General features: G+C 69.6%; 6 protein-coding genes. 3 read left to right on the forward strand and 3 right to left on the reverse strand.

Going from position 1 to position 4,456, the window contains the following annotated elements:
- Nucleotides 1–108: 108 nt before the first annotated feature.
- On the reverse strand, nt 109–405 hold the full coding sequence (locus KBX39_RS24305; protein ID WP_043326983.1) for a helix-turn-helix domain-containing protein: 297 nt from the start codon (nt 403–405) through the stop codon (nt 109–111).
- Between the two features lie 700 nt (nt 406–1,105).
- On the opposite strand from KBX39_RS24305, the gene KBX39_RS24310 reads away from it, so the two are divergent.
- On the forward strand, nt 1,106–1,597 hold the full coding sequence (locus KBX39_RS24310; RefSeq protein ID WP_210872672.1) for a DinB family protein: 492 nt from the start codon (nt 1,106–1,108) through the stop codon (nt 1,595–1,597).
- A 17-nt stretch (nt 1,598–1,614) separates the two neighbouring features.
- Here KBX39_RS24310 and KBX39_RS24315 read toward each other — a convergent pair whose 3' ends face one another.
- Nucleotides 1,615–2,184 (reverse strand): nucleotidyltransferase family protein, encoded by a 570-nt coding sequence (locus KBX39_RS24315; protein ID WP_210872674.1) that lies wholly within the window; start codon nt 2,182–2,184, stop codon nt 1,615–1,617.
- Between the two features lie 14 nt (nt 2,185–2,198).
- Nucleotides 2,199–2,819, reverse strand: a complete 621-nt coding sequence (locus KBX39_RS24320) for a TetR/AcrR family transcriptional regulator (protein WP_210872676.1) — start codon at nt 2,817–2,819, stop codon at nt 2,199–2,201.
- Nucleotides 2,820–2,944: 125 nt separating this feature from the next.
- On the opposite strand from KBX39_RS24320, the gene KBX39_RS24325 reads away from it, so the two are divergent.
- Both KBX39_RS24325 and KBX39_RS24330 read left to right on the forward strand, forming a co-directional pair.
- Entirely contained in the window at nt 2,945–3,619 is a 675-nt protein-coding gene (locus KBX39_RS24325) for an SDR family NAD(P)-dependent oxidoreductase (RefSeq protein ID WP_247660534.1), read from the forward strand.
- A 28-nt stretch (nt 3,620–3,647) separates the two neighbouring features.
- Nucleotides 3,648–4,301 (forward strand): NADPH-dependent F420 reductase, encoded by a 654-nt coding sequence (locus KBX39_RS24330; RefSeq protein WP_210872678.1) that lies wholly within the window; start codon nt 3,648–3,650, stop codon nt 4,299–4,301.
- Nucleotides 4,302–4,456: the final 155 nt, after the last annotated feature.

Genomic DNA, 4,456 nt, shown 5'->3' on the forward strand with positions numbered 1-4,456 from the left:
GCAACAGCCCGGCCGATGGCCGGGTTACGAAGAGTCGCGCAAGCAGGAGTACGTGCTACCAGGGCCGAGCCGGGAAGCGGGCCGGCCAGTCTGCCGCCGTGGCCCGCGCTACTGCTTCTCGTTCTGCCGCAGGGCTTCCTCAAGCTGGTCTTCCAGGATGATGATCCGACAGGCGGCTTCCAGCGCCGTGCCCTGATCCACCATCTCGCGGGCCCGGGCGGCCAGGCGCAACTGGTAGCGGGAGTAGCGGCGGTGCCCGCCGGCAGAGCGGTGCGGGTTGATCAGTTTCGCCTCGTCCAGGCGGCGCAGGAAGTCCTGCGTGGTGCCGAGCATCTCTGCGGCCTGACCGATGGTGTAGGCCGGAGTGTTCTCGTCGCCGAACATGTCATCGGGGTTTCGCCCCATGTCACCTCCACATCGAGGGCCCCGGCGCATAAGCGCCGGGGCCCAGGGTTAACGGGTCAGAACACCATCTACCGACAGGAAAGTCGGCTTGTCGTATCCGCACCAGCCATCGAAGGCTTCGGGTGCGAGGATCGCATATGCGTGACCGGAGACCACCTCTCGTTCGATGGAAACTGCGGTGTCCGCCGAGCCTGGAATGACGGCTGCTGGCGGGCGATCCAACGGTGTACGGCCCTCCCTTTCCTCTGCTACTTCTCACCCTTGCGGTCGTACGGTCCGCCGGCGCCGGAGCCCACGCGACTTCATGGCCCCGACACGTGCGGCGAACATCAGCTGGAGCCCTGAGCAAGCCTTGGCCCCACCTGCGTGCCCCATCGCGCATCACGCGTTGGGGCTGACGTGCTCCTACTGCCGTTCCAGGCGGAACGAATTCCGCTTCTCACCGTCCGTCGTGACCTCACGCCCGGGCGGTCCCGTCTGCGTCTTGACGGATCTTCTCTCTCGACTCGAAGAAGATTATTCCACGCCGCCGAGGATGTCTAGGCGTTCCGACCCAGATTTTCTGGTCGACCGCCCTCAGGGTCAGCGGCGAACCCCAGCAGGCACGTGCGGGGCCGCGCCGACAGCTGAGCCCCACCGCACACCTCATCGAAGACCATGACGCCCCGGAAGTGTCGGCGTCGGCCGCTAGCCTGCCGGCGTGACGAAGATCGATACAGAGAAGGCCACGCTGTGCGAGTTCCTCGGATATCAGCGAGCCAGCGTCCGAGCCATCCTGGCTGATCTGGACCCGACCGCGCTGCGGACGTCTGTCCTGCCCTCCGGATGGTCGCCGCTCGGCTTGGTGGAGCACCTCGGTCACGCGGAGCGCCACTGGTTCCAGGAGGTCTTTCGCGGTTCGGTGGAGCCACTGCCCTGGCCGGACGAGAACACACCGCTGCGCACGTCTCGATCGCCGGACCAGGTCTTCGACTTCTATCGCGACCAGTGCCGGATCTCCGACGCGATCATCGCCGCGGCGCCGTTGACGGCGGAACCAGTCGGCCGGCACCCGGAGGAGCCGCTGGCGTCGCAGACCATTGACCTGCGTCGGATTGTTCTGCACGTCATCGAGGAGACCGCCCGACATGCCGGCCACCTGGATGTCGTGCGCGAACTCGTCGACGGGCGAACCGGGCTGGGCCCGCGCTGAGCCGGGCGAGCACCGGCTCAGGTCACGACGCGGACGCCGGGCCAGCGTTCGGCGGGGCGGTGACGGGCCAGTCGTTGCCGGGAGACCTCCGGGCCGACCCTGGCCGGGTTGCGTCGCCACACCCCGTCGAGCAGGTCGTCGAGGCCGTGCGGCGCACACACCGCGATCTCGTCGTACGTGTCGAGGCGTACGGCCACGGCGGTGGCGTACTCGGGCCAGGTGGCGACCGCGTCGGCGATGGTGCGCAGCGGTGTCACCGGGCCACCGCCGAACTTGGCGGGATACCAGGTGTGCACGGCGGCCTGGTTCTTCGCCTCCCACGGCGGATCCGACCATCCCGCCACCAGTCGCCGGGTGGCCCGGTCGTCGTTGTCACGACTCAGGTCCGCCGGGTCGAGGAAGACCACGTCGACGTCGCGCACCGACGAGGGGTCGAACCCGTGGCCGTACCGCTCGCCCCAGACGAGGTCGCGGATGACGCCCGCGCCGATCCAGGCGTCCGGGAGGCCGCAGTCCCGAACGACGCCCAGCGCCCGGATCAGCCAGGGGCTGCGCCGCACCAGGTCCCGCAGTTCGTCCTCCCGCATCGGTTCTCCTGAGATCAGGTGGGGGTCGCCGGGCCGGGTACGAGGTTGAGCACCCGCATCGCGACGTCGACCGAGGCCTGGAGGTCTTCGCGGCTCGCGCCGGCTGCGGCGTGCACGGCGTGGCCCTCGCTGAGCGCCATCACGAACCGGGCGAGTGCCCGGCTGTCGACGCCTTCCGGGAGGTCGCCTTCCTTCGCCGCGCGGGAGAGCCGTTCCTCCAGGGCGGTCTCGGTGGCGGCCCGGCCGGCGGCCAGCATCTCGGAGATGCGGGTGTTCTCCGGGGAACAGGAGAGCCCTCCTTGGATGGAGAGGCAGCCGGCGGGGTGGTCGTCGGCGGTGAGCGCGTCGGCGCCGGCGCGCAGGAAGCTCTCCACGGCGGCGTACGCGGTGGGTTGTTCTAGTGCGGCGCGGGCGTTGGCCAGGTTGGTCTCGTGGTAGCGGGCGAAGGCACGCCGGAACAGCTCCTCCTTGCTGCCGAAGGTGGCGTACAGGCTCGGCCGGTTGATGCCCATGGCGCTGGTGAGGGAGCTGAGCGACGCGCCTTCGTAACCGTGCCGCCAGAAGACCTCGGCGGCCCGGTCGAGGACCGTCTGCTCGTCGAAGGCTCGCGGCCGTCCCGGTGTCGAAGTGCCCATGCACCTACTCTACCGCTCGGTACAGAAGTGACGCAGCGCACTAACCGATCGGTACAGAACCTTGCTACGGTGACGTCACAACCGATCAGTACAAAAGACCGAGGGAGACGCATGACCGCGTCACGTTGATCACCGGCGCGAACAAGGGCATCGGTTTCGCGACCGCCGGGCAGCTTCGGGACCTGGGGCACATCGTCTACGTCGGGGCGCGCGACAAGCGCAAGGGCGAGGAGGCGGCAGCGACGCTCGGCGCGCGGTTCCTGCACCTCGACGTGACCGATGACGCCTCGGTGACCGAGGCCCTGTCGACCATCGATGCGGCCCACGGCCGGCTCGACGTCCTGGTCAACAACGCGGGCATCGTCGAGAACGGCACCCTCGACGGACCCACAGCGCTGCGGGTGTTCGACACCAACGTGGTCGGGATCATCCGGGTCACCGAGGCGGCACTGCCCCTGCTGCGCAGATCCGCCAACCCCACCGTGGTCACGGTGTCGAGCAGCGCGGGCTCCTTCTGGGCGACGAACAACCCGGACCGGCCGGAGTTCGATCTGGGGTTCCCGCTCTACTCGGCGTCCAAGGCTGCCGCCACCATGATCACCGTCAAGTACGCCCGGTCCCAGCCGAGCATCAAGTTCAACGCGGTCGAGCCGGGCTTCACCGCCACCGACATGACCGCCGCGCTCGGCGGTGGCAGGTCACCGGCCGAGAGCGCCCGGATCGTCGTACGCCTGGCGACGCTGCCCACGGACGGCCCGACCGGGACGCTCCAGGACGAGTTCGGGCACCTGAACTGGTAGCCGCGACCGACAGCCGGGAGGGGAACCCATGACAACCATCGGCATCATCGGCGCGGGCGAGGTCGGCAGCCAGATCGCCCGGGCGGCGATCGCGGCCGGGTACTCGGTCGTCATCGCCAACTCGCGCGGGCCCGAGACGTTGGCGGGCCTCGTCACCGGGCTGGGTCCGTCGGCGCGGGCGGCGTACGCCAGGGAGGCCGCGGCGGCGGGCGACTTCGCCGTCGTCGCCGTACCTCTGAAGGTCGTCAACGACATGCCGGCCGAGGAACTCGCGGGCAAGATCGTCCTGGACACGAACAACTACATGGTCTGGCGCGACGGGAACATCCCGGTCCTCGACTCGGGTGAGAAGACGGTCCACGAGCTACGCCAGGAGCAGCTTCCCGCGTCGAAGGTCGCCAAGGCGTTCACCCACATCCAGGCGCCCCGCCTGCTCACCTCCGCCCGGCCCGCGGGCGCCCCTGACCGGCTGGCGCTCTCCGTCTCCAGCAACTTCCCGGAGGCGGTTGCTCTGGTGACGCGGCTGTACGACCAGTTCGGCTTCGACACCGTGGACAACAGCCCGCTGAGCGAATCGTGGCGCACCGGCCCGGGTCAGCCCGCGTGGATCCGGCACGCGCACCAGAACCGTGAGGAGCTGGCCCTCAACCTGAGGAGAGCGCGGCGCCACGCGCCGGCGTGACTCTCGTCGTCAGCGCGCGGTGGACTCCGGGCCCCGCTCGCGGGCGGGCTCCTCCGCGGCGAACGGGCTGCGCAGGCGGGTCATGGAGGCGGCGCTGATGTCCGCGGCCGGACTGCGCTCCTCGTCGGTGACCTCGGCCCCCTCGATGCTGAAGG

The sequence above is a fragment of the Micromonospora sp. D75 genome (genome assembly GCF_018070405.1).
GTDB lineage: Bacteria > Actinomycetota > Actinomycetes > Mycobacteriales > Micromonosporaceae > Micromonospora > Micromonospora chalcea.